The organism is Psychrobacter pygoscelis (assembly GCF_004335015.1).
GTDB classification, from domain to species: domain Bacteria; phylum Pseudomonadota; class Gammaproteobacteria; order Pseudomonadales; family Moraxellaceae; genus Psychrobacter; species Psychrobacter pygoscelis.
Genome location: NZ_RQRU01000008.1, coordinates 1 through 23,640 on the forward strand (window position 1 = coordinate 1; position 23,640 = coordinate 23,640).

General features: G+C 44.7%; 17 protein-coding genes. 10 read left to right on the top strand and 7 right to left on the bottom strand.

The window, feature by feature from the left end:
- Positions 1-62: 62 nt before the first annotated feature.
- The 3 genes from EGV92_RS12995 to EGV92_RS13005 are packed head-to-tail and all read left to right on the top strand — an operon-like array spanning position 63 to position 4,539.
- Positions 63-1,064, top strand: a complete 1,002-nt coding sequence (locus tag EGV92_RS12995; protein WP_131669743.1) for an ABC transporter substrate-binding protein — start codon at positions 63-65, stop codon at positions 1,062-1,064.
- Positions 1,061-3,052, top strand: a complete 1,992-nt coding sequence (fhuB, locus tag EGV92_RS13000) for a Fe(3+)-hydroxamate ABC transporter permease FhuB (RefSeq protein ID WP_131669744.1) — start codon at positions 1,061-1,063, stop codon at positions 3,050-3,052. The genes EGV92_RS12995 and fhuB overlap by 4 nt, the downstream gene beginning before the upstream one ends.
- Before the next feature lie 38 nt (positions 3,053-3,090).
- On the top strand, positions 3,091-4,539 hold the full coding sequence (locus EGV92_RS13005) for a siderophore-interacting protein (RefSeq protein WP_131669745.1): 1,449 nt from the start codon (positions 3,091-3,093) through the stop codon (positions 4,537-4,539).
- Positions 4,540-5,243: 704 nt separating this feature from the next.
- Here EGV92_RS13005 and arfB read toward each other — a convergent pair.
- Together arfB and EGV92_RS13015 are read right to left on the bottom strand one after the other, a co-directional pair.
- Complete coding sequence (gene arfB / locus EGV92_RS13010) at positions 5,244-5,657, bottom strand: alternative ribosome rescue aminoacyl-tRNA hydrolase ArfB (RefSeq protein WP_131669746.1); 414 nt, start codon at positions 5,655-5,657, stop codon at positions 5,244-5,246.
- A gap of 248 nt (positions 5,658-5,905) precedes the next feature.
- Positions 5,906-7,036, bottom strand: a complete 1,131-nt coding sequence (locus EGV92_RS13015) for a restriction endonuclease (RefSeq protein WP_131669747.1) — start codon at positions 7,034-7,036, stop codon at positions 5,906-5,908.
- A 207-nt stretch (positions 7,037-7,243) separates the two neighbouring features.
- On the opposite strand from EGV92_RS13015, the gene EGV92_RS13020 reads away from it, so the two are divergent.
- Both EGV92_RS13020 and EGV92_RS13025 read left to right on the top strand, forming a co-directional pair.
- Positions 7,244-8,527, top strand: coding sequence for a S1C family serine protease (locus EGV92_RS13020; RefSeq protein ID WP_131669748.1), 1,284 nt, complete (start codon positions 7,244-7,246; stop codon positions 8,525-8,527).
- A 59-nt stretch (positions 8,528-8,586) separates the two neighbouring features.
- Positions 8,587-9,840, top strand: coding sequence for a phosphoribosyltransferase domain-containing protein (locus EGV92_RS13025; RefSeq protein WP_131669749.1), 1,254 nt, complete (start codon positions 8,587-8,589; stop codon positions 9,838-9,840).
- Positions 9,841-9,971: 131 nt separating this feature from the next.
- On the opposite strand, the gene EGV92_RS13030 is transcribed toward EGV92_RS13025, so the two are convergent.
- On the bottom strand, positions 9,972-10,679 hold the full coding sequence (locus EGV92_RS13030) for a DarT1-associated NADAR antitoxin family protein (RefSeq protein WP_131669750.1): 708 nt from the start codon (positions 10,677-10,679) through the stop codon (positions 9,972-9,974).
- Positions 10,680-11,638: 959 nt separating this feature from the next.
- Between EGV92_RS13030 and EGV92_RS13035 the strand changes: the two genes are divergently transcribed.
- The 4 genes from EGV92_RS13035 to EGV92_RS13050 all read left to right on the top strand — a co-directional run bounded on the left by EGV92_RS13035 (position 11,639) and on the right by EGV92_RS13050 (position 16,202).
- Positions 11,639-12,478 (top strand): HAD hydrolase family protein, encoded by an 840-nt coding sequence (locus EGV92_RS13035; RefSeq protein ID WP_423227918.1) that lies wholly within the window; start codon positions 11,639-11,641, stop codon positions 12,476-12,478.
- An 86-nt stretch (positions 12,479-12,564) separates the two neighbouring features.
- Positions 12,565-13,755, top strand: a complete 1,191-nt coding sequence (locus EGV92_RS13040; protein WP_131669751.1) for a cysteine protease StiP domain-containing protein — start codon at positions 12,565-12,567, stop codon at positions 13,753-13,755.
- A gap of 148 nt (positions 13,756-13,903) precedes the next feature.
- Positions 13,904-14,971 (top strand): HpcH/HpaI aldolase/citrate lyase family protein, encoded by a 1,068-nt coding sequence (locus EGV92_RS13045; protein ID WP_242678749.1) that lies wholly within the window; start codon positions 13,904-13,906, stop codon positions 14,969-14,971.
- 175 nt (positions 14,972-15,146) lie between these two features.
- Positions 15,147-16,202 carry a threonine aldolase family protein gene (locus EGV92_RS13050; RefSeq protein WP_242678751.1) on the top strand — a complete coding sequence of 352 codons (1,056 nt, stop codon included), beginning with the start codon at positions 15,147-15,149 and terminating at the stop codon, positions 16,200-16,202.
- A 71-nt stretch (positions 16,203-16,273) separates the two neighbouring features.
- Here the strand turns inward: EGV92_RS13050 and EGV92_RS13055 are convergent, their stop codons facing one another.
- Positions 16,274-16,783, bottom strand: a complete 510-nt coding sequence (locus EGV92_RS13055; RefSeq protein ID WP_131669752.1) for an endonuclease V — start codon at positions 16,781-16,783, stop codon at positions 16,274-16,276.
- Between the two features lie 214 nt (positions 16,784-16,997).
- Between EGV92_RS13055 and EGV92_RS13060 the strand changes: the two genes are divergently transcribed.
- Entirely contained in the window at positions 16,998-17,798 is an 801-nt protein-coding gene (locus tag EGV92_RS13060; RefSeq protein WP_131669753.1) for an enoyl-CoA hydratase/isomerase family protein, read from the top strand.
- Positions 17,799-17,882: 84 nt separating this feature from the next.
- Here EGV92_RS13060 and EGV92_RS13065 read toward each other — a convergent pair whose 3' ends face one another.
- The 3 genes from EGV92_RS13065 to EGV92_RS13075 form a co-directional block, all read right to left on the bottom strand.
- Positions 17,883-19,091, bottom strand: coding sequence for an aminotransferase-like domain-containing protein (locus EGV92_RS13065; protein WP_131669754.1), 1,209 nt, complete (start codon positions 19,089-19,091; stop codon positions 17,883-17,885).
- Positions 19,092-19,637: 546 nt separating this feature from the next.
- On the bottom strand, positions 19,638-22,241 hold the full coding sequence (gene acnB, locus EGV92_RS13070) for a bifunctional aconitate hydratase 2/2-methylisocitrate dehydratase (protein WP_131669755.1): 2,604 nt from the start codon (positions 22,239-22,241) through the stop codon (positions 19,638-19,640).
- 232 nt (positions 22,242-22,473) lie between these two features.
- The gene (locus EGV92_RS13075; RefSeq protein ID WP_131669756.1) at positions 22,474-23,226 is read right to left on the bottom strand and encodes a DUF6796 family protein; all 753 of its coding nucleotides are present in this window, start codon (positions 23,224-23,226) and stop codon (positions 22,474-22,476) included.
- Positions 23,227-23,640 lie beyond the last annotated feature (414 nt).

Consider the following 23,640-nt stretch of genomic DNA (forward strand, 5'->3'; position numbering starts at 1 on the left):
GGGTCTTGATGAAATTAAACATTATTATATTATAAATTTAAAAAATTAGTTTTGTAAAATTTATGATAAAAAATAGAAAAAAATGCCTACTACTCTTAAGTATATGTCTTGTATTACTACTGTCTACTAAAGCACATATTACTACACAAAATCAAACAAATATGCAGAAGGGTTTCCCTGATGGAATGAAAGTATATACACCTGAGTGGGGGGTGGTGGCAACTATGATTGAAATGGGTCACCCACCAACTGCCATGGGAGATAAAAAGCTATATCCACAGATAGTGAGCAAGCCTAGACTTTCACTTGAGATTATTGATGTGGGGTTTAGAGGTCAACCTAGTAAGGAGGTTATGTCACAACTTAAATTAGATTTAATGATAGATACAACTACTTATAAATTATCTACGAGACTTGAGGATACCCATCTACCCATCACAATGATAGATTTTGGTATGCAAACCAATAAGCGTGGAAAAGTACCTTCTTGGGGTAAATACGCTAATATAGTACGATTAATTGGTAATAGTACTAATCAAACTGACCAAGCCGAGCGCTATATTAGAGACAGCCATAACAGAATAATTCAAGCAGGTCATACGATACGCCAATACATAGGAGATAATAGAAAGATTATTGTTATTGAGTTTTTGGATAATAGAGAAATAGTGGTTACACCTGTAAGCAATGCAGTTTCATTAGCAGCTGATATGATGGGGTTAGAATTAATCTCACTCGGTTTACCTGATGAGTCTGGCTGGCTAATTAAACCAGTTCATTCCTTATATGAGCTACCTGACGACACATGCTTAATAATCAAGAAGCCATTTTCTGAACTATTTAAATATAACTTTATCAATAGTCAAATCTGGCAGAACTCACCTTTCTTTAAACCAAATGCTTGTATATATTTTATAGATCCTGTTTGGGTTAGAGGGGGTATGTATACTATGGTCACTTTCGCCGAAAGTCTTGAACGCGCCGTCACTACCCAAACCACAAACGAATTTAGCTACGAATACCTAGCAGGCAAAGCTGTCACGGCTACGGAGGCAGCCCAATGAGTACGTCTCCAGTTTTACCTGCCGCAAAATCCAAGTTTTCAGCTAAATACAGCATACTTATTGCGCTATTTACCCTCATCACTTTAGCCTCATTTACCTACTTGATCGACTTAAAATGGCAATGGCCGCTTGATGGTTTACTGACTGATCCTGCCATGCTTGAACCCAAAGCCATGATCACCCAGCTTATCTTATTAGCTGAGTCAGGAATGGCCTTTTTTTGTGGTGGTCTATTGGCTGTGGTCAGCGTGTTACTCCAACAAGTGGTGAGAAACAACCTTGCCTCTGATAGTACCCTTGCTGTTGGTAGCGGGGCATTATTTGCCATGGTGTTAGCCATGCTATTTTTCCCAAGCTGGGCTATTTATGGCAGCTTTTGGGTGGCGTTTATTGGCTCGTTAATCTCCCTAGGTGTTGTTGTATTAATAGCCTTGCCCAGCAAACTTGACCCTCTAGTGCTGATCATCGCAGGCTTTGTAGTCAGTATCTTTGCCAGCTCGTTTATCAGCCTAATGATGATATTTGATACCGAGTATTTTGCAAGTCTAACCCTTTGGAGCAGCGGCCTGTTGTACCAAGACCGCTGGCAACCATTGCAACATTTGATTATCGCAAGCCTAGTTACTCTGCCCATCTTGATGCTACTGAGCAAACCGCTCATGCTCATGTCACTCGACGACGCGCAAGCAACAAGGTTAGGATTACCGGTGCAATGGCTGCGTATCGGGGTCTTTATCCTTTGTGCGGTATTGACGGCCATGGTAGTCAGTAAAGTCGGCCTCATTGGCTTTGTCGGCTTAGGTGCAGCCACCATGGTCAACGCCATGCAAGTGCGCAATATCCGTCAACGCCTGTTGTTTGGGTTTTTGCTTGGTGGTTTGCTGCTATGGCTCACTAACAATCTAATCAACATATTTACCCACTACGTCGAGTTGCCATTCCCACTGCCAGCGGGTACATTAACTGGCGTGCTCGGTGCACCACTGATCATTTGGCTTATCCTTAAGCAGCCCAAACAAACTAAGACTGAAGACGCCTATGACATTGTACTAGAGCGCCGCAAAATTGACTGGTGGTTGTACATCACTCCTCTAATTTTCCTATTTGGCTACTTCCTAGTATTCGTTCAAACGGCTCATGGCTGGCAGTTCTCCTTTAACCCTGACTATATCATGCAGTTCCGGTTAGGTCGTAGCTTAGGCGCTGCCTCGACTGGTGTGATTTTAGCCATCGCGGGTGTGGTATTACAGCAGATGACCCGCAACCCGATGGCAAGCCCTGAAGTGCTAGGTATCAGCTCGGCGGCATCTATTACCATGGTGCTCTCGTTTATGTTTATTCCTAATTTGCCAATTATAGGGGTGCTAGGTTTTGGTGTATTAGGCGCTTTGATTACTTTAATGGTTATCCTGTGGTTAGCCAGTCAAGTGCATAGCAGCTATCTACTATTAATTGGGATTGCCATTGGTGCGCTGACCACCTCTTTTAATGTCATTATTGGCTTTAGCCAAGACCCCAGACTACAAGCCATCTTAAACTGGCTGTCGGGCACGACCTATCACATCATGCCGCAGATAGCCTATATTTTACTCGGCTTGGCCATTCTTACTTATCTGGTCAGCTGGCTGACGATTAAACCGCTTAAGTTACTCACCCTAACCGAGCCTGTGGCAAAGGGACGAGGGTTATCGGTTAAGGCTAGTCAAGCAGGGTTGCTGGTATTTGTAGCTATTTTAAGCACCATTGCCACCGTGACGGTCGGACCACTCAGCTTTATTGGGCTGATGGTGCCGCAATTGGCACGCTCATTTGGCGCGGTGCAGATAGACAAGCAATTGCCACTAGCTGCCTTACTTGGCGCATTAGTGATGCTAACGGCAGACTGGATCGGCCGCTATGCGATATTTCCTTATGAGATACCTGCAGGTATTTTGGCATCACTTATTGGCGGTGCGTATTTCTTAGTAATGATGCGAAAGTTTAAATAGAGGCTATAGCAATCAATAACTAATAATGGAGCAAGATAATGGATATTTTAGCGACACTTAGCAAAGTTAAGACGCTTGGCTCAGAGATTAGTAATCGGATGCTATTTACCAGCTTTGATGATCAGCAGCGCACGCCGCTTATAGGTGAAGACGCGCAGGATAAAGCAGAGGTAATCGACTATATTCACACCTATCGACGTACCGAGCTGCTGCAGGTAATGAATGCTTTCACTGACGCGCGTAGCCATCAGCAAGCTTTGCCGATAGTTACAGAGATCTATCAAGAGGGAGTATTGGTTCAATATATTCCTGATGATGTGGTACTCGATGATGCCACGCTTAACGCGCAGTCACACGAAAATGCGCAGCCACAGCAGTCGGAAACCGACCCTGCAAGCGAAGCGTTAGCTGCTGAAATACCAGTCGATACTGTCAAACAGCATCTTGCCAGTCAAAATGTCTTTGTGCCGTTTCGCATTCAGGATGTGTCTCTCATAGAGCGTGCTTACTATCTGTTTTATGAAGCAATGATACGTCAAGGTAACATGGAAGAGGTAACACCCAGCAAAGTGACTCGCCACTACTTCACTGTGAGTAAAAGCGAGTATGTCACCCCCAATATGCTCAGGCTGTATCTGACCAGTGATGTGCCTCTGCCAACTGATGACCCCGGCTTTGCTTATCGGTTTGTCTTAACCACATTAAGTAAAAAAGATGATCAAGTAGATAACGCTAAAACTGATATTGATATCTATAAGCTGCCTCGACAGATTTGGCAACAACTACAGCCTACCATCACACAACTGCCCTTTAGCGACAAGATTATCGCCACTGCCAAAAAGCAAGGCTCCATCATATTTTTTGAAATATTAAAACGCTTGCCTGAAGCGCAGCGGGACAAGCTGGAGGAGAAAGTAGCAGGTCGAGACGAAGGCCGCTACTATACCCTAAGACAGCTGCATAAGCCGCAACTGCCAGAATCAACAACCGCCTTAATAGGTGAGGTCGATATCTATATTCACGAAGGCAGCCCCGGAAGCGAGTGGGCAAAGTCATTAAAAGCAGGCGATATTATTTATGCTGATAACGACTACGAAGAAACCATTAAGCTTATGACCATGGGTCAGCCGCTATTTATCTGTGATGAGACCTCCATGCCATCGGTTGCAGCGATGCTGGAGCGCTGGCAACACGAAACTACGCCTATCGTTATTGCCATTACCAATGACAAGGCTGACTTTGACTATATGGAGCAAATTGTTTTGTCTGATGGGTTACAAGATAAGTTAGTCATCCACTATATCAACACGGTAGACACTGATAATCTGGCGCAAGCGGTGATTGATCTTATCAAAGCTCAAGATAAAAAGATCGACTGCGCTTGGGGCGCTATCGGTAAGGCAGACTTTAAGCCGATTAAAGCTTACTTGCGCGAGGAGCACGGACTTAAAGGTAAGATTAATCGCATTCGGGCGTATTGGAATTAGAAGATTAATTCTATTTTTTACAAGTCTAAATGTACATCACGGTGCTAAGCTTAAAGTAAGTTATAAAGCTTCTACTATCCTCGATAGTAGTTATACATGGCTGGTACTGATATAGATTTCCTTCACCCTTCAATAAAAAATGTTGTTCATATTTAATTGTCCTATTATTTATACGCAAGTATTACACTTTTTAGTATGGTTAATCCTGTTTAAAACTGATACGTGGTAAAAGACATACTCACAGATTCGGGCAAGTTTGAATTGCCTAAAAAGTTTCCTAACAGAGTCGATGCCAACATTGATTAGTAAGTGGTTATCGTTGATGCTACCGAAACCCCGATTGAGCAACTAAAAAAATCAAAGAGATGACTACAGCGATAAGAAAAAACAACACAGCTAAAAAGCTCAAGTTATTGTGCACTGGAAAACAGGACTAATACTAGACGTTCAGACTTGTCGCGGCGCTGTTTACGACTTTAAGTTTTATAAAGACACTTGTCCTAATTTTGGTTACCTGACAGTACTAAAGTCTTAACCGATAATGGTTGTCAAGGAATTGCTAATTGACATGAACAGACCTTTACGCCCTTTAAGAAACCTCGCGGTGGTAAGTTTCTAGAACTTTGTAAACCAGCCAATCAATATCTAGCTAAGTTCCGAATCACAGTTTCCTTATATGCCCTTACCTAATATCCAACCAACTATTAATAATCAACCTTACCCCGAAGCGCCTTCGTTCTGCCACGTTGGGTTTTTTGATCCACACGTTTACGCCGAGCGTTCCGGCTTGGTTTGGTAGGTCGTCTGGTTTTATTCACGTGGATGGCTTTGGTGATAAACTCTTGCAGACGCTCAAAGGCATCGGCTTTGTTTTTTTCTTGGGTGCGAAACTGCTGCGCTTTGATAATAAGCACGCCATCTTTGGTTATACGGCTGTCTTTGCTATCGAGTAAGCGCTGCTTATGCAGGTCGCTCAGACTTGAGGCATTGATATCGAAGCGCAAATGAATGGCCGATGAGACTTTATTGACATTCTGCCCACCCGCACCTTGTGCACGGATGGCGCTAATGTCTACTTCGCTGTCATCAAGACTGATGTTACTGTTGATAAAAACCATAATCTGCTGTTGTATTCCAAATCTATTATGCCCCTATTTTATCAAACCGCTACACCCGACGTAGACCTTGCAGGATTTTAAGGAATTTATAAGCTATGATTGACATAGCTTTGGCGCACCCTACTTTAGATCATAGACTATGGTTACTAGGTAGTGGCAATGTGAGTTATTTATGTCACCACTACCCCTTTACTATCTCAGTAACGCTATAAGTCATTAATCATACTATCTTAAAAATTATTGCCGTATTAATAGGTTTTAATCTTTTCAAAAAACTCACTATCCAATAATAGCTTTGGCTTTGCATTGACCTCTTTAAGCCCCACTTTATGCTCCATCATAAGCTCAATTAATCCCATTTGATCAATAAGAATAAGGCTGTGGGTATCAATAGAATCCGCATAATCCTTAGCAGGTCTAGTAAAACCTGTGGTGGTAATAAATATACCGTGATGAGTCGTATATTGCGGAGGAAAGGCGCCTATAAAGTTTCTTAACTCACCATTTGAGACATTGTTACCGGCACTATATAGTTTGGCTTGGATGTAATAAGTGTGAACTTCGCCACTAGGAAAATCTTGGCTAATAAGGCCATCAATACCGTTATCATTCGATCGGCCTGTATGACGAGCTGTGAGATTACTCTCTGGACTTTCAATCTCTAAAGAACGCTCAACCAGCTTTAAGCAAAACCATTCAAACTGTAGAGGTGATAAGCTCTCCAACTGCACCATAATCATGTCCGGCGTTACTTTGACAAAGTCATTGGCAATGGTGGCATCAGCATAGTTATTCATAAAGATAGACGTTCGGCGCATGGACTCGTCAATTAAATGATTTAGCAGAGGATCACCGTTTTTGCCATAAGCAGCAATATTGGCTTTTTTTAAATCTGCAAAAGCTTTATTATCAAGCCTATCTAAATCTGCAATAAAATCATTATTAGGAATACCCTCACTAATATACTTCGTAAAATTGCTGCCTGTCATCCAAAAGTAAATTTTGCCAAGCGGATCTATCCTAATGATATTCTTAGGTGTTACTTTTTCGTCAAAGGTAATAAAATTAGCAAAATTTTGATTAAGATTAGGCACTAGGCTAAAGCAATTTTCTTTGATGAGTCCAATAGCGGATAAACACAACAACACTAAATCTACCAATTCATCATAACAAGGTGTGCCTTCACGGCACTCGTTGCGGATATCATAAGTGCTCATATAAGTGAGCTTTTTATGCTCCGGTACAATTTTCGCTAGCTTTTCAAACTCCCGAAAAAATACTGTCTGACCAATCGTGTTTCTGTTGCTCAAATTTTTTATCGTTTGAATTCCTGCATTTAGCAGCTCGCCAAATGTCGGTATTTTATTGATATTACTCATCTCTCTACCTCTATAAATACGCTGCCCACTGTACATGGGTTCACTAAAATGAGCAAAAGATATTTTGATAATATTACCTGACTAATAAGTTTAAATCACATGCCAACGTCTTAAAAACCGCTAGACTAGATTAACCCTACAATAATCCACAATGTTCATAAAAATGATACCGGATAAAAATAACCCGACTTAAGGACTGCCAAGCATATGACTGATCAGACGACGCTAGTATTGGGAGCGAATACTGTTATTTCGCAAGGACAATGTTCGATATCATTTAGCAGCTCAGACCCGCTACAATTTGGTCAACAAATTGGCCTGCTGTGGCTGCCTTTAGATACTAACCGCAAAGCCGCCTGTAGTCCGGCGTATCTACACGAACCTAAAGACTGGGCGCGTCTGGATCACTCTAATCAACCTAGCACTTGGCAGCTTGACTTACCCAAGCTATTTAATGAGCAAGGGGTAAGTTTCCTTCAGCTTATTGCCTACGTCTATCATGAGCCAAGTCTCAACCTGCCAGCAGTCGAGCTGGGTAGTATTCACTTGAGCATCGATAATGACGCGGTTCAGTATGACTTTAAAGCCACAGAGCGCCATGTCAAAGCTGCCATTGTGCTAGAGATATACCAGCGTAATGGCCAGTTTAAATGCCGAGCACTGGGAGAAACTTCGACCCAAGGTCTAAATAGCCTTGAGCAACGCGTTCAGGTCAGCCTCGATGTGAGGCCGCCAAATGTTCATGCACTGATCCAAGAGGCGCAAAGTCAGCAACAAGGTCAGCAGCGAAACGGTGCAGCAAATGAGTTACACCGAGCGCCGCGCCAAGTCCAACCGGGTGAGATTTGGACAGGTACGGCCTTTGCTATTGATGCCTATCATCTGCTGACTTGCTATCATGTCATCGAATCTGCTGCCCTAATTGGTATTCGTCAGCAAGGTCAAGCGGACCGTGAGGCGCAAGTGGTGCTCGCTGATATCGGTAGCGATACAGCGATTATCAAAGTTGCTGAGCCACTACCGCCCTGCTACCTACCTCTAGCTCAGGGCTGCTACGACATCTTGGGTGAGACCATCACCACGCTAGGGTATCCCCTATCAGGAATCAGTAGTCAGTTGCAAGTGACGCAAGGGTGTATCTCAGCATTGACTGGCTTTGGCAATGACATTCGCTATCTGCAATTTACCGCACCCATTCAGCCTGGCTCTAGTGGCAGTCCATTACTGCTACCGACGGGTGAGGTCATCGGTATGGTGACTGCTAGTCTGAGTCATGAGCATGCGCAAAACATGAACTATGCGGTAAAATTTCAGCTATTATCTGCCCTACTCACTAGCGCCGGCATTAGCCTAACAGATAGTCCCAGTATCAGTACTAATGCCCATACTCAATATGGCACTCAGTCTCTGCTATCGTCCGCACCGTTAACCACTCCACAATTAAGCAAACAAAGCCGAGGGGCGTTGTGGCTAGTGGGCTGTGAGGGGTAAAGTGATACAAAAAATCGATAAGTATTTTAGAAAAAGTGCGTAAAACTTAAGGAAATTAAATGTTAGACCAGCACCACACCACCATCACCCTGCCCCGAGGCAATCTTGACCTGACCTACCAAATCAAGCCAACCACAAGCTCACAGCAGCCCTATCAATTGGATGACTTACTCGGCTTCGCTCAGCGCATCAATCCTAAGCGCGCGTTTTTATTCGTCTCCAAAGTCTTAGGTCGCCATATTCCAGTTGCGCCCAGTATCATGCGTCGTGCTTTTACTGACTTAGCTAATTTACTTCCTGATAACCTACCAGAGCCAATCCTCGTCGTCGGTATGGCAGAGACAGCAGTAGGGCTATCGGCAGGGGTTCATCAAGCCCTACAATCACGCTATGCTAAGGCGATACTGCTCAACTCTACCCGTCACGCACAAGCTAATGGCACGCTTTTCACCACCTTTAGCGAAGACCATAGTCATGCCAGCAGCCATTTGATCTATCAAAGTGATGACGCAGCCGTTCGAGCGCAGTTACTAGCAAGCAAAACCCTTATCATGGTCGATGACGAAGCTTCCACGGGCAATACCTGTGTCAATGTTGTCACTGCCTTACGCGAGGCTGGTCTAACTCAACTTGAGCAAGTTCGTCTCACCACCTTGGTCGATTGGTCGTTAGGTAGTTCTGATACGGATGACCATATCGCAGACAGGCTGGTCGGAATTGATTTCCATCGTCATCACTTGTTAGCGGGTGCTTGGCATTGGACCGACGCCCCAAACCCTAAATCTATTACCATGCCTAGTGTTGATACCACAGAGGCAGGTACTCAGCCACTCGGGCATACAGGAAACTGGGGACGGCAGCCAACGCTAGACAGCACCGATGGCTTTGCGCCTTATTTAGCACAGTTTGAATTAGCTTTTGCTCGTTTTGCGCATCAAGATAAATTTGACGCAGCCAACTTGCCTAGACGTATTTTAGTATTGGGCAGCAATGAATTTGTTTGGCTACCTTTCTTACTGGCAGAGCATTTAGAACAGCAGTTAGAGAGCCAAGATCAAGATAGCCATGGTCATAGCCACAATCCTACGGTAAAGTTCAGCGCCCTAACTCGCTCCCCGATAGCACTCGGCGGTGCCATTACTACTATGATGAGCTTTAGCGATAATTATGGCCTGGGTATGACCAATTTTGTCTATAACGTCAATCCTAATGATTGGGACTTAATTATCTTGTGTGTGGAGACGCCAGCGGCTAGCGTGGATGCTACATGGCAAGAGTTGGATAATGTACTGGTGGTCAGTCCGCAGGTCTGAGGACTAACGGCGAACATAAAAATGTTTTTATAACATGAGATAGCCCCTTCCTATTTAGAGGTAGGGGCTGTTGAGATAAGATAAGATCACTTAAACATAGCTACTCAGATTAGCTCATGGTCTCACGGGTTCTATTCTCCTTCAAATAGATACTCTGTATTACTTACTGGAAACTCACTATATAAATTAAAGAAATCTATCGGCTCAGCGATTTTATCGAGTAGCTCTCTTTTTTTAAGGGCGACAAACATAGCGAGCGAATATGCCTCACAATGGACAGCGCGCTTTGGATTAAACGTCATATCGGTAAAGGCCTGATACTGCATAAGCTCATCGTGCAGCTGAGAATTTTGCTTCAGCGCATTCACATAAAGCCAATCATAAAATGCTGTCAAAGGCCCGACATCCCATTCTATACCCTGAAACTTGTAGCCAATTAATTTACCTGAATTCTGTAGTCGCTCATCTTTTCTGGCTTTTCTAGGCGGCACCGTCAGTAAATCTGTATAAGGGCCACCATGCTCAAATACTTTACTACTTTGAAAGATATTTTCGACGCTATATTGTTGACCAGTATCTTGATCTGTCAGCTTTAAATAAAAGCCACTCAGTGGCACGCTCAGCTTATCTTTAGACTTACTAGATAATTCTAAAACCTTTTTAAAGCCATATTTTTTGCGAATGACAGAATGGTGGTCATTGATGGACTTGCGCTTTTGTGCGCTTGAAAACCCAACATGACGCTCAAAATGTACCATATCCGTCTTAACCAGATTGTCACTATTTACTCTAGGCATAAATACCGGTCTTTCTTCCATAGGGATATTTCTGTGTTCCATAGGGGTGTGCCTTCGTTCCATAGCGAGTGCCTTATACTATATCGATGGTCAGCTATAAATTCTGTTAATTACTGCTCAACATATCAGGCTTGATGCAGATTGGCTATAGCGTCAAAATAATTGTGGCAAACTAACAGAAACCAGCTTAGCTTTCTAGTCTTTCTTAGCGATTAGGGACAATCGGAGCAAATAAGAGGCCTGTCAATTGAGAAAAGATTTTAAAAGCTGAGTAATACCACTTCCATTAGCCCCTAACGGCATTCATTATTCTAAGTACCGCTACTGCTTAAATGTTGGCTACTATTTAGAACGTGTCGATGCGATGAGGTTAAGGATTAATAATAGGCTAGTAATCATTCTTTAATAGCTTTGTGCTAGTATGAAATGACGCTACCAGCTTTAGCGACTGTTCTGCCAATCGTGAGTTAATTGGGTACTTGCAGTCATGGCTACTCATGATGGAAATGTAATGCCGATGCTCACGCTCAATCTAGACACCGATACCCATCTAATGCTACAAGAGTCGACAGTGTAGATTGGCCTTGCTGAAGACGAGTTCTTAGTCCAGCTCATTTATCATCATCGGCTGCTCCTTTATGCAGCAACGTCAGAAGACGATAAGTCCAAACCAATAGCGACTCAAGAGAGAGCAGCCACAGTAAGCTCTCCCACGGACTGGGCAACGAAGTGTCAAAAGTGTGAATAACACGCTATTAACAAACTCTCGCCATTAGGGTGTCTATAACCCTAACTGGTTCTATAATAGTGCTATTTTGATCATACTGCTGCGGCGCTCTTCGCCCATTAGCGGTTAATGCCACCCTCTACCTGAGCTGCTAGAACTCGCTTCGGCTTAGACATATTGTGTCTATACCTCTGATAGATGCTCTAACCGTACGAAGATAGCACCATAGAGATTTATCATTGAACAATGAAACAATTGGAATAATAAACCCAGAATGATGCAAAATTCCCCAACGGCTATGCCCACTTACTTTCAGCCCAGTCACAAGATTATTCTACCCTACGCCTTAATGGATTTGGACGACACATTATTTCAGACCCAGCGTAAAATAGATGTTTGGGACTTGCCCACTAGCGATGCCGATAAGCTGGTTTGCGCCTCAGTAAATAAGCAAAATGAGCCGCTTAGCTTTATGAGTATCCGCCAAGCCACGATGTTTAATTGGCTGCTTGCCAGCACCGAGCTTATCGCAGTCACTGCCCGAGACACTACAGAGATTAAGCGGGTTAAATTACCCTTTAATAGTTGGCAAGTTTTGACCCACGGTGCAGTTATTATCCAGCCAGACGGGACACGGCAGCCTGACTGGCAAGCGCAAATACGCTCTGAGCTTGCCCCGCTACAAGAGCAGCTAAGCCAATTAATCGATGCTATCGCAGCTTTCAACGATACTCAGAATGCTGAGCTAAAGCTGACAGTCCATGACGACATTTTTTGTGATGAGCGGCTCATCATCTATCTCGCGGTCAAACACTCACAACGAGACCATCAAGCGTTAGCCGACTTTGCCACTCAACTGTCTGAATTAAGCGCCAATATAACTGACGACTTTTATATTCATCTCAATGCTAATAATATGGCAATCTTACCGCACAGCATTCATAAGCAGCACGCGGTACAGTTCTTATTAGAGCATTGCCTCGATAACAAGCGGCCAAGTTTTGGCTTTGGCGATAGCTTAGCGGATTTGCCATTTTTGCAGTTATTAGATTGGTACGGTACTCCCAATCATGGTCAACTGCATGAGCGCTTTAAAAGACAGTCACTTGAGTGAAAAGCTGTGTTAGAACAGTCAATTAAGATAAGCTAGGAAAGCTTCTCGCAACCTCTAAATCTCTACCCCTTACTGATTATAATGTTATGACGCAAATCAAGACACCCAAACTTACCGTTCAATCAGGTAGCTATCACAGTGACGACGTCACATTATTTCTCGATATCGTCGATAAAGACAGCGTTGCCAATGTACCCGTGCGGCAAAAAGAAGCGTTGATCCAATCCGGCGCTCAGCATTATTCAGACATGCTGACCCTAGAGAAAGCGCCGAGCGATACCCACGAGCAGCTATACCGTCAAGCCTTGGCGCAAGGGCGCGACAGGATGGCGTCGGATATTAGCAATATCGCCCATACCTTGCATGAACTGTTCAAAGATAAAGTGACAACAGTAGCGCCGTTGGTAATCGTCAGCTTGGTGCGAGCGGGTCTGCCTATTGGGGTTTTATTACAGCGAGCACTGGCTGATTCAAGCGCCTCTTATTCGCTGCCCAGCCGTCACTATGGTATGAGTATCATCCGTGATCGTGGTCTTGACCCTGTCGCTATGCAGATGCTACTTGATACACATCCTAATAGCCCCATCATATTCGTCGATGGTTGGACCGGCAAAGGTGCTATCTACGGTGAGTTGGTACGCAGTCTTGCGACTTACGCTGACCACCAGCATCAATGTCACAGCAATATCTTTCATCAAAACCAGTCCAATAATAACAATGTGATACCGTTAGTGACGCTAGCTGACCCCGCGGGTGTGGCTTGGCTGGCTGCGAGTAACGATGATTGGTTGATTCCGTCAGGACTACTAGGCAGTACGGTATCAGGACTGATATCAAGGACGCTCTTTACTGAGCCATCAGCGGACTTATCCCAAGGTCTGCACCGCAGCGTGCTATACCACGACTTAGCTAAATTTGACCATAGTCTCGACTTCATCGACACCATTGAGTCCGCGCGGCTATCGCTAAATAATTCGGACTTCATAGCCACGAGACTACCGACACATCAGCAGCCTCGGTACAGCACTAGAGCCGTTATTGACAAGCTTGCGATGCGCTATCACATCGACAATATGAACCGCATTAAGCCGACCATTGCTGAAGCTACACGAGCGCTACTGCGGCGTGACCCTGAGCGCGTGTTACTTGCTAGTGCCGAGCACCCCGACACGACTTTACTGCGGCATTTGTGCTCGCAAAAGCATGTTGATGTTCAGATAGTTGGTGAGCAGATTCTACCTTATCAAGCCGTGACGATTATCAAAAAACGTGATTAATGATAGATTTCAATTAGTTTGTTCTAATTGCTAAATCAGTCTATTTTTTCACTGGCATAATAACCGCGCTATCCTTTATTATGCGCCTTTAATCTGCCACGACTATTTTCAATACCTCCGATACCCTTACAAGAGCCTAGCACCCTTTATGTCATACAGCCAGCCGCCGACCCTAACCATGTTTGACACGACCAAGCATGCGGATATCGTCAACCCTACTCCTCTACATACTGAGCTGCGTCGTAGTTCGGTACATCCTTACGCCCTTGGCGCAAGCCTTTATATGCCAGCGACGCGCACTGATATTTGGCAAGTGATTAACCGTGTTAAGCTTGGCAATATCAATAGCGTCATCATATGCTTAGAAGACTCAGTAAGTGAGACGGATGTAGAGATAGCGCTAACTCAACTACAAAGCTTACTGACAACTTGGGCGCAGCACCTCCAGACATTATCGGCTGATGGTGATAATAGCGCAGCTACCAATACCACAAGCGACGCCTTTGATCGACCGCTAGTATTTGTGCGGCCACGGCATCCGCAGATGCTCAGACAGCTGGCGGATTTTGACCATATCGACCTGCTTGACGGCTTTGTGCTGCCCAAAGTCGATATGACTAGCCTATCGAATTGGCGCATGGCCTGTCAGTACATCTCGCCGCACAGTCTGCTGATGCCGACACTCGAGACTGGTGCGTTATTTAATCCAATTCACAATCAAGAGATGGCCGTCGCTCTTAAAGAAGCCTTTGACCAAGCCGTATTCGCCCTACGTATCGGTGGCAACGATCTATTCGCGGCGTTGCGCCTACGCCGACCTAAGAATACTAGTGTTTATAACACTCCCATCGGTACGCTAATCTCTCAGCTGCTAGGCTGCTTTGTGCCCTATGGTTTTTACCTAACGGCTCCTGTCTTTGAGTATCTCGACCAGCCTACCCTCTTTATGCAAGAGCTAATGCAGGATGTCTCGCTTGGATTGGTTGGCAAGACCGTCATCCATCCATCGCAGATTGCACTGGTGCATCAAGCGTTTCGTGTCCCTGCCACTGTATATGACGAGGCGCAAGCCATACTCGATATAGAAGCTAAGGCAGTATTCAAGTACAACAACACGATGCTCGAGCCTGCTACCCACCGAGCTTGGGCAGAAGAGACTAGCAAACGCGCTGCAACCTTTGGCATCGTAACCGATAGCGTCGGTAAGTTTGATTAATGACATGCTACTTCTCTGTATTAAACCGCAGCCTTTTTATAACTTTTGAAAATTTTATGATTAACTTATGCCGCTCTAAGCAGCGGCAACCTTCAAAATGACTGTCATTAAAGACTGGTGGTCATTGAAGCTCCAACAATTAAGAATTCACACTTAAATAATAAGAGAGACCCCTATGATCTATAGCTTTTTAAACGACTATAGCGAAAGCGCCCATCCTGATATTCTAGCCGCTCTTCAAGACTCACACTTGCAGCAGCATACTGGCTACGGCTTTGATGACTACTCTGAGCAGGTTCGCGAGAACTTACGCCAGCAGCTAGGTAATGACGACCAGCATAACGACATCGCCATTCATTTTGGTATCACTGGTACGCAGGCCAATCTGGTCTGTATCGCCGCCATGCTCTCTCCTATTGACGGCATTATCGCTTGTACGTCCGGTCATATCGCCGTCAACGAAGCGGGCGCGATTGAAGCCACCGGTCATAAGGTCATTACCACCCACGCGACCGATGGTAAGCTAACCGTCGAAGCGATTGAAGAGATTCGCCAACGCCATGCCTTTAAGCCGCACGTCGTCCGTGCCAAGGCCGTCTATATCTCCAATGCCACTGAGCTGGGAACGGTCTATAGCTACGACGAGCTGGCGCAGCTGTCTGCCTATTGCCGTGATCACGATATGTACCTATTTATCGATGGCGCGCGTCTTGGGGCGGCACTGGCCAGTGACGCGCAGCAAGCCCAAGTTACCTTAGCGGATATTGCTAAGTTTGCCGATATATTTTGGCTTGGCGGCACTAAGATGGGAGCGATGTTTGGTGAGGTAATCATCATCCCGAATAAGCAGCTAGCCATAGATTTCAATATTTATCTGAAGCAGCACGGTGGCTTATTGGCGAAGGGTTATCTGCTCGCATTGCAGTTTGACATTTTGCTAAGGGACAATAAATACCTAGAGATGTGTCGTCATGCCAACTCGATGGCGCAGCAACTAGCCACAGCCCTACAAGGCAAGGGTTGTGAGCTATTCGTCAAAACGCAAAGCAATCAGGTCTTTGCCATCTTGCCGCAAGCGCTGATTGATTATCTTGAGGACTATTTTGCTTTTTATACTTGGGAAAAGCTGGATGATGACCGCAGCGTGGTCAGATTTGTGACATCTTGGGCGACGCCTCAAGCGCAGATTGATAGGTTTGTAGCGGTGTTAGAGGCTTTTAGCGGAAAATAGAGATTTAAAGGTAGGTTGGGTGAAGCTTGCGACACCCAACAGACAGTTTAAAACTCCATCTTCATTACCGATCAATTCCGCCCCAACTGATCCACAGCGGTGAGCATAGTAGGCATCCTATGCTTACCGGCTAGATTCGCCACCAAATACTTAGCTTTATCAACTTCCATACCGACACTCGTCACGTATAGCGGATGCTTACTAATACCCCGCCAAACGGCATAGTCCTCAGTAATATCATAAAAATGGTTCTTAGCAATACCAATGATTGGCTTTTTAACGGCTAAGCTATCATAGAGATATTTGCCCAATCCTGGCTTGCTCACCCCATCTAAAAACACATACCCATCGATGATAATCACATCATAAGGGTCGTCAATCTTTTCTAGTAACGCCAGCAGACAAGGCATTTCGCGTTTATAGAACTGCCCTGATTCATAAGGGGCAACATTGTCTACTGTGACAATATGCTCGCTCAAAACTTCGTTCTGCTCGATACCTTGGAAGCGAATACCAGATACTTTGGCAGTGCTTTGTTCACCGATATCGTTATAGAAAACATCTAAGATTAGGTAAATCAATTTGTTGCCTCTTTGGAAGCTATATTAATAGTAAAGGTTAATAGTACGCGTAAGCTGAGTATTTTGCCCAGCGTCGTTTATAACGATAAAGTACCTTTTCCAAAAAAACCAACTTCCCTTATATCCCCAACCTGATATAGTAATGAACCAATTTAACCAGCCAATAATCAAACTGTAAAACGTACCAATTGACTCACTTAAAAGGCCTTAAACTATGTCAAACGCTCTCGTCGGTTACCAAGTCAAAGACCACATCGCGACCATCACCTTAAACGACCCAAAAACGCTAAACGCCTTTAGCACCCGACTCAAACACGGGGTCATGGAGGCACTTATCCAAGCCGATGAAGATGAAGACGTTCGAGTAATTATCCTACAAGGTGCAGGTGGTAACTTCTCAAGTGGTGGTCATATCGGTGAGATGCTAGCAGATGGTCTGGAGAAGGAAGCCCTAGCGAATAAGCTGAACCTCATGGTAAATGGCGTGGGTGAAGTGAGCATGAAGCTGCGCGAAATTCACAAGCCTATCATTGCCAAGCTAGAGGGTGCAGTCGCTGGTGCAGCGATGAATCTAGCGCTAACTTGTGACTTCCGGATTGCGGCAGACAATGCCAAATTTGTTGAAGCCTTTGTCAATATTGGTCTCATTCCGGATGCTGGTGGTATCTACTTGCTCAATCAACTGATTGGCGCAGCAAAGACCACAGAGCTGGTAATGCTCGGGGATAAAGTTACGGCAGACGATATGGCGCGGCTGAATCTACTCAATAAGGTCGTTAGTAGTGATGCGCTTGATGAGACCGTTTGGGCATTAGCCACTCGCTTAAGTAATCTACCGAGTAAAGCTCTAGCATCTATGAAGCTTATGCTCAACGTGCATGCCTTCATGGGCCTCAACGAAGCACTAGATATGGAAGTAAAGCAGCAAACGATGCTGGCAGAGTCAGATGACTTTAGAGAGGGCATCAGCGCTTTTATGGAAAAGCGCAAGCCTGTTTATAACGCTCAGCAATAGGAGCGCTAATTGGCTGACCGTTAATTGCCAGCTCCGTTAATTGCCAGCTCCGTTAATTGCCAGCTCCGTTAATTGGCAAACGATTTAACTAGCAGCTTCCAGCGGATTATCCTGACGATAAGCTAATAAAGCCTGTTTCAGGTTAATAACCCCTTGATCAATCTGGTCGTAATCTAAATTGGTAAAATTCAGCCTCATATGATCTTGATAGCCTTTTGATAGCGAAAAAGCCTCGCCTGGTACAAAAACCACATTTTGTTTAATCGCGTAAGGCATGAGATCCGAGGCGATTACTCCATGTACTTTCATCCAGATAAACATACCGCCATTGGTTGGGTATATATCGATTGCATCCCCCATGTGGGTGTTGATTGCCTCCACCATATACTGCTTCTTTTTGGCATAATCTGTTTTGATCAGATCAATGTGCTCATCAAGATTGTGAGTCTTAACATACTCATAAAGTATGGCTTGCACGAAGGAATTGGTATGTAAGTCTGCCGCTTGTTTGGCGATGACAAGGTTAGTGATAATCTTAGTGGGGGCAATAACCCAGCCCAATCTAAACCCAGGCACGAATATCTTCGAGAACGATCCCATATAAATGACATTATCTGGCGCTAGTGAATAAATCGATTGGGTCGAGTCGCTAGTCCCTGGGAACCTAAGCCCGCCATATGGGTCATCTTCTAACATAATCTTACCGGACGCTTTGAGTACATCAGCCACGCGGCGACGCTTATCTTCTGAATAGGTGATGCCTGTAGGATTTTGAAAATTAGGAATGCCATAAAAGAACTTTGTCTTTTCACTCGCCATAACGCGCTGCAGCTGCTCAATATCGACACCATCCGTCGCTAAGTGCACTTCTTGCAATTTGGGACTGTACATTTTAAATGCTTGAATAGCGCCCAAATAGCTTGGGCTTTCAACAGCAACTGTATCCTGAGGGTTGATAAATATCTTACCCACTAAATCTAGGGCCTGCTGCGATCCCGATACGATCATCACTTGATCCGCAGATACCTCAACATCGTGAGCCTTTGAAAACCTTGCGGCAATCCAGTCTCTTAAGCCTTGGTGACCTTCTGTCGTAGAGTACTGAAACAAGGACTCTTTATGCTTGGCAAACATACTATTGGTTGCGTTTTTTATGTCTTCATAGGGAAACAACTGTGGATCTGGCAGTCCACCGGCAAAAGATATAATCTCTTTATTGGTCGTTAGTTTGAGCATCTCACGTATAAATGACGGCTCTATGCTATTGATGACATCTGAAAATTGGTAATCCATAAAATTTACTTCTCTTTATGACTTTAGTGATAAATTTAGTTGAGTGAGTATATCAATGTAGGCTCATGCGCAGATAACAACTTAAAAGAGTTATGTATAACTTTTTTCATTGAAACGGCAGCTATATAAGGGTATTAGCGCGATTATGAATAAACCTAAGCCTGTTTATCAGGGTAATAAGAGGCGCTACTGCGTGTATTGCATTCCATTCATAAATTGGCTTTATTAGATTCGCAATACCAAGGTTTTTGCTCCTGCCTAGGGTGAGAATGGAAACAGTAAGACACTATTGAAGTCATTATTAGATTCGCAATACCAAAGTTTTTGCTCCTGCCGAGGGACGAGGCATGGCCATAGTCATGCACGAGCGCCTACCTTTGCGACGCATATTTCTCAATGTCTAAAGACCCCCGATATTAAGGCCAAGCTTTTGCTCTTTTATCGTTTGCACGGTAGTTAAATAGCAGTGGTTAAATAGCCGAAAAAAACCCGCCTCATGATTGAGACGGGTTTTTTTAAGTGCTACGCTTCTATAACATCAGAAGTTTATGACAATTGAGCGACGTCAATCTTATCCGCTTCTTCAGTGTAATCTACCATCTTATCGAAGTTCATGTAGCGATACACTTCATCACCCATGCTGTTAAGCATACCAGCATATTGCTGATACTCTTCGTTGGTCGGTAGCTTACCAAGTACCGCAGCGACTGAGGCAAGCTCAGCTGAGGCTAGGAATACATTCGCACCTTGGCCTAGACGGTTCGGGAAGTTACGCGTTGAGGTCGATACCGCAGTAGACTTCGGAGCGATACGTGCTTGGTTACCCATACATAGCGAGCAACCTGGCATCTCGGTACGAGCGCCGGCTTGAGCGTAGACGTTGTAGTAACCCTCTTCCATCAACTGGCGCGCATCCATCTTGGTCGGCGGCGCAATCCAAAGACGGGTTTTGAGGCTTCCTGCTGGTACTTCTTTGAGCAGTTTACCTGCGGCGCGGAAGTGACCGATATTGGTCATGCACGAGCCAATGAATACTTCGTCAATGTGCTCGCCTGCGACGTCTGCCAACGTTTTGGCATCATCTGGATCATTCGGGCAGCAAAGGACTGGCTCTTTGATCTCGCTCATGTCGATAGTCATGTCGATAGCGTATTCTGCATCAGCGTCTGCTCGCATGAGGCTTGGGTTCGCTAGCCACTCTTGCATCGCTTCGATTCGGCGGCTGATGGTTCGTGCATCGCCATACCCTTCAGAGATCATCCACTTAAGTAGCGTGATATTAGAGTGTAGGTACTCAGTGACCGACTCTTCAGACAAGGTGATGGTACAGCCAGCAGCACTACGCTCAGCAGAAGCATCAGATAGCTCAAACGCTTGCTCGACTGTTAGATCTTCAAGACCTTCAATCTCAAGGATGCGGCCGTTGAATTCGTTGATTTTGCCTTTTTTATCGACCGTTAGGTAGCCCTCTTTGATCGCTTGTAGCGGAATAGCATGTACAAGGTCACGCAGGGTGATACCAGGCTGACGCTCACCGACGAAACGGACGCGGACAGACTCAGGCATGTCTAGTGGCATAACACCCGTCGCGGCAGCGAATGCAACCAGTCCAGAACCAGCTGGGAATGAGATACCCATTGGGAAACGCGTGTGCGAGTCACCACCAGTACCTACGGTATCTGGAAGTAGCATACGGTTGAGCCAGCTGTGAATGATACCATCACCCGGACGTAAGCTGACGCCGCCACGGTTCATGATAAAGTCAGGAAGTGTGTGCTGAGTCTCAACGTCAACTGGCTTTGGATAAGCAGCAGTGTGACAGAAAGACTGCATCACTAGGTCTGCTTGGAAGCCTAGACAAGCCATGTCTTTTAGCTCATCACGAGTCATAGGACCTGTAGTGTCCTGACTACCGACTGTGGTCATCTTAGGCTCACAGTACATACCAGGGCGTACGCCCTCTAGGCCACAAGCTTTACCGACCATTTTTTGCGCGAGCGTATAGCCTTTACCGGTATCAGCAGGCTGATCTGGCTTAGCGAATACCTCTGAGTGACCAAGACCCATATATTCACGAGCACGATTGGTAAGACCACGGCCAACGATCAATGGGATTCGGCCACCGGCACGTACTTCATCAAGTAGTGTTGGTGAGTTCAATTTGAAAGTAGACAGTACTTCGTCTGAGTCATGCTTAGTAATCTTGCCATCGTGCGGATAGATGTCGAACACATCGCCCATCTCGATACCATCAACATTGACGTCTTCGATTGGCAAGGCACCTGAATCTTCCATCGTGTTAAAGAAGATCGGGGCGATTTTACCGCCTAGTACAAGGCCACCAGCGCGTTTGTTTGGTACATTAGGGATGTCTTCACCCATAAGCCAAAGTACTGAGTTGGTCGCAGATTTACGGCTAGAGCCAGTACCAACCACATCACCGACGTAAGCTAATGGATAGCCTTTTTCTTTAAGCTCGTCGATAAGCTTCATTGGGCCACGAACGCCCTCTTCGTCAGCTTGGATACCATCACGAGAGTTCTTGTGCATAGCCAGTGAATGCAGTGGGATATCAGGGCGACTCCATGCATCCTGCGCTGGTGACAAGTCATCAGTGTTAGTCTCACCGGTCACTTTAAAGGCAGTATAAGTAGATTTCTGCGGTACTTCTGGACGGTTCAAGAACCATTCGGCATCCGCCCAAGACTGGATAACTTCTTTAGCTTTTTCGTTACCCGCTTCTGCTTTGTCAGTGACGTCATTGAACGCATCGAATACCAATAGCGTTTTTTTAAGGGCTTCAGCAGCATCATCGGCCAGCTCTGGATCGTCTAATGCGTCGACCATTGGCATGACGTTATAACCGCCTTGCATAGTACCTAGAATCTCAATTGCTTTTTTCTTATCGATCAGTGGTGAGGTCGCTTCACCTTTGACGATAGCTGCCAAGAATGCAGCTTTAACGTAGGCGGCTTGGTCAACACCAGCAGGCACGCGATTAACCAGAAGATCCATTAGGAATTCTTCTTCACCAGCAGGTGGATTTTTTAATAATTCAGTTAAGTCAGCGACTTGAAATTCGGTCAATGGTAGTGGAACTGTCCCTAGTTCTGCACGTTCTTCAATATGTTTGCGATAAGCTTCTAACACAATAGTTATCCTCGTAGGTTAGCGGTCGCATACCGCGTGGGCAGTCAGAATGACCACCTGCGTTAAGTATGCATGAAGGATTTGGAATCGTGCATAGAATAGCTTAAAACGATTAAAATGTTAATGAGCAATCTGTAATAGCCCGTAATTACAAGCCCATATTCACTATTTACTTTTGAAATAGTGGTATTGATTGCTATTATAGTTAAGAATGACTATCAATTAGTGTCTTTTAGCGATTAGTAGTCTGGTTAAAGTCCAAACGCTGATGACGAATTTGCTGGCTCACATAGATGTACAATGTCATCCAAAAGATAAAATTGGCCTCATTAAATACCGCTGCGCCGATCCAACTGCGCAGAGGCTGCGGCAGTAATACCGATACAAAATAAATAACAGCCGATAGCAATACTGGACTGACTCCAATTACCCAGCGCGGTAGCAAGGTATGACGCTGATAGACTAATATTACCAGATAGATATGAACACAAGCTAATATTCCTAGCGCAAGCATCCAATTAAGCATTAGTATTTGCTCAAATCCTTTTGCGGTATGTAACAATACCGCGTGAGTAGTAGCATCTGTAGCTTGAATCGCCTTATAAATCTCTCCCAAGTAATAAAAGCCTGCATGACCAAGCGGATGAAAGACCAAAGAGGCTATCCAAAGTAGTATAAGGCTCACAGCATGTTTTCGCGCTGAGCGTTTGATAAGCTGCCAAACCGCATAGAGGGCAAAACAATAAAATGGCAGACTGACCACGGCTATCATCGCACCCCACTGTAGCCGCCTTCTTGAGCCTTCTAGCATTAAGGTAGCCAGCTCTACATCGACTTGTTCCGCATAAGTAGTAGAAAATAAAGGATAATTATTGGGGTCAACAGCGAAGCCGACTAATAGTAAATCGCCTATGCTCCAACATAAGGAGGCTACTATTCCTGATAGCAATGACCAGCGAACGTAACGGTTGTTATTAGTAGTCATAGCAGTGCCTAATTAGTGAATAATAAGTTATGGTTCATATTATTTTTATTGATAATTTATAGTTAAAATCTTAATTAATAAATTACAAATGAGAATTATTATCGAATAGTTTTTATGGCATAGCAAGCTTGTCTTCTGATACTCCTGTTACCTTGCCAAATCTATTTGCTATGATTATCGCTATTCATTACTGTTGATATCACCTTATATAGAAGGATTACCTGAACCCTTGGCACGTACCTAACAGGTCTCAGACTTAAACTTGCCTTGTCCTTAAATTCAATCCAGCCTAGATGACCCCTCTTGTGCGAGCCTGTACTTACGCGAAAGCTACTTAATATCAACCATGTCTATTAATGCGAGTGCTGAGCAAATTTGTTATACTGACCAGCATTATTTAATTTCACATTTTCT